Below are 3,116 nucleotides of genomic sequence, written 5' to 3'. Positions count from 1 at the left end.
CTTGCCGCTAGATTGACTCACAAATCTTCCCTGTGCCACAGTCCTCATATTAGAATAGTTTGGTGGCCGTTGCTCCGGCGTTAGCTGCCCAGAGGGACGGCCTGTTCGAAGGGTATTGTGCTGGAAGCGCCTGCAGCGGCAGAGGTCTGCCCCAGGGCAGGATACAACGGAAGCGATCAGAGGATCTCGGGCTCACGCGAATGCTGCGCATCTTGTACCTTGCCCATGATCTCCGTGACGCTGCCGTCAAACGGCGCCTGGACATGCTGATGATTGGTGGCGCCCGTGTAAGCGTCGCGGGCTTCAGGCGTGATGAACGTCCGATCGAGAACGTCGGCGTTCATCCTGCAGTCGACCTTGGCCGGACCTATGACCGGGATTTCAAGCAGCGTGTTGCCAAGATCATTTCGCTTCGACTGCTCCCTCAGAAAAACTTCACGCACACCGACGCCGATATCGTCATCGCACGCAATCTCGAGATGCTGGTGCTTGCGATGAAACTTCGCCGGCACGATGGCAAACGCCCAAAGGTCGTCTACGAGAGCCTTGACGTCCATCGGCTGCTGCTGCGCAAAGATGCGATAGGCAAAGTCCTGCGCCGAATGGAACGGCACCTCCTCTCCGACGTTCCCCTGATCATGACCAGCTCGCCAGCCTTCGTGCGCGAGTATTTCAACGGGGTTCAGGGCCTGCGAAAGCCGGTTGTCCTGATCGAAAACAAGGTGCTAGACGTGACCGGCGATCAAACAGCCGCAGGATCTCGATCGCTGGCGCTGAAGCCGGATGGTGAGCCTGTTCGTATCGGCTGGTTTGGCGCGCTTCGCTGCCGAAAGTCCGTGCATCTCCTGGCAGAATTTTCGCGGCGCATGCACGGCCGTTATGAAATCGTCCTGCGCGGCAGGCCTGCTCGCACCGAGTTCGATGATTTCGACGGCTTCGTAGCGGCGGAACCCTTTATGCGCTTTGAAGGGCCCTATCGCTCACCGGACGATCTCGCCACTATTTACGGCGAAGTGGACTATGTGTGGGCAATAGACTTCTTCGAAGAAGGACTAAACTCAAGCTGGCTATTACCAAATCGGCTCTATGAAGGCTGTCTGCACGGCGGCGTCCCGATCGCCATCGCAGGGACGGAAACCGCCCGCTACCTCGCCGAGAACAAGATCGGCGAGGTTCTCCTTGAGGCCTCTCCGGAAGCTCTTTGCGATCTCCTTGAGGCCTCAGACTTAGCAGCCCGGCAGCGGGAAGTCGTGGCGAAAGCCATAGCGTCGCCTCCCGCCTTCATTTGTGGGCAGGCAGAATGCGAGCGCCTTGTCGACATCTTGCAAGCCGGTGAAAGCATCGGTGATGTCAGGGCCGCAGAAATCGTGTTGCGAATTTGATGACTGACGTCTCGGAAGCTTCTGCGCGAAAGTATCCTCATTGCCTCATCATCATACCCTGTCTTAACGAGAGCGGACATATCGGTGGGCTGCTCGGCCAGCTTCTTGAAGAAGCCCGCGAAATCGGGTGTTCAATATTTGTGGTCGACGGCGGCAGCACAGACGGGACGCAGGCCATCGTTGAGGGTGTGCGGAGATCCGAGCCGCTCGTTTATCTTGTTCACAACCCACTGCGTTTGCAAAGCGCTGGCGTGAACCAGGTTCTCGCCGCCCACGGCGACGGATGTGAGTATTTCATCCGCATCGACGCTCACGGAAGTTATCCTCGCGATTACTGCCGAGACCTTTTAGCAGAGGCGGAGCGTACCGGCGTCGAATCGGTGGTTGTTTCGATGCACACCGCCGGAAGGTCGCTGTTTCAGCGCGCGGTAGCGTTCGCGCAGAATTCCCCACTGGGCACAGGGGGATCGCACCACCGGCTTGGCGCATCTGGCCGGTTCGTTGATCATGGCCATCACGCCTTGATGCGCGTCGATGCATTCCGAGCAGCATCCGGCTACGATGAACGGTTCAGCCACAATGAGGACGCTGAGCTCGACTATCGGTTACGCAGGCATGGATCGCGTATCTGGCTGACAGATCGCACGAGGATGACGTATTTTCCGCGCTCTACTGCGACAAATCTTTTCCGGCAGTATGTCAACTACGGGCGTGGGCGGGCCCGCAATGTTGCCAAGCATCGCACCATACCAAAGCTGCGTCAGTTGGTACCTCTGTCTGTCGCACCGGCCGTAGGATTGGCGTTTATCGCTCCGCTCCTTGGCTCCCTAATCGGCTGGGCCGCAGCTGCTCCATTCATGGTCTGGGCTCTTGCATGCCTTGCCTACAGCATCGTTGCCGGCTTGCGGACAGGCAAGGTGGAAGCCTTGCTCGCGGGCTTTGCGGCCATGATCATGCACCTGGGCTGGTCGACCGGCTTCTGGCTTCAGATCGCAGACGTCCGTAGCTGGCGGGCGTGACATCGTGATCGCTCCATCCCCTCCAGCTTTAACACTGATATCGGTGTGCATCTGCACATTCCGGCGTTCCAGCGTCGCGGAGACCCTGCTGTCACTCGGCGAACTGATCCTGCCCCCGGAAACGAGGATCGAGGTCGTCGTCGCTGACAATGATCGGGAGCCAAGCGCGCGTGAGACAGTAGAGGCCGCGGCGCGGAAGATCGAGTGGCCGGTGCATTACGTTCATGCCCCCGCGGCCAACATCTCGGTCGCCCGGAACGCCTGCCTCGACTCTGCTCAGGGCGAGATGTGCGCCTTCATCGATGACGACGAGACGGCGACACCTGTCTGGCTGTCACGTCTCGTCGCCGTAATGCAAAGGGACGCTGCTGACGCCGTTCTCGGTCCCGTTCGGGCCGTTTACGCCGAAGGCACTCCCAGTTGGATGCGAGACCATGACTTCCACTCGACCTATCCCGTGGTCGTTAAGGGGACGATCCGGACAGGTTACACGTGCAATGTTCTGATCGATCGGCGGTCGCAGGCCCTCCGCGGCCTCAGCTTCGACCTCTCGCGCGGCAGGAGCGGCGGCGAGGATACCGAGTTCTTCACACGGCTTCATCTCGCCGGCGGTCGTATCTCCTACGCCGACGATGCCTGGGTCGAGGAGCCGGTCCCGAGCAACCGCGCGCGCTTCAAATGGCTTGCGGCCCGACGCTACCGGATGGGCCAGACC

Annotated in this window: 3 protein-coding genes; all 3 read left to right on the top strand. The window is 59.9% G+C overall.

The genetic code is table 11. The features are described 5' to 3' along the window. Positions 1 to 200 precede the first annotated feature (200 nt). On the top strand, positions 201 to 1,382 hold the full coding sequence (locus tag ACLHHB_RS09935; RefSeq protein WP_410218125.1) for a glycosyl transferase family 1: 1,182 nt from the start codon (positions 201 to 203) through the stop codon (positions 1,380 to 1,382). Beyond that, positions 1,382 to 2,401: a glycosyltransferase family 2 protein gene (locus tag ACLHHB_RS09930; protein ID WP_410218124.1), complete on the top strand. Its 1,020-nt coding sequence runs from the start codon at positions 1,382 to 1,384 to the stop codon at positions 2,399 to 2,401. The genes ACLHHB_RS09935 and ACLHHB_RS09930 overlap by 1 nt, the downstream gene beginning before the upstream one ends. Before the next feature lie 4 nt (positions 2,402 to 2,405). Then, on the top strand, positions 2,406 to 3,116 hold a 711-nt coding region (locus ACLHHB_RS09925; protein ID WP_410218123.1), incomplete at its 3' end, for a glycosyltransferase.

The organism is Paracoccus sp. (in: a-proteobacteria), from assembly GCF_046462195.1.
In the GTDB taxonomy this organism is placed as follows: Bacteria; Pseudomonadota; Alphaproteobacteria; order Rhodobacterales; family Rhodobacteraceae; genus Paracoccus.
The sequence above is the reverse complement of the archived record's forward strand: the minus strand, read 5'-3'. Positions and strand labels throughout refer to the sequence as shown.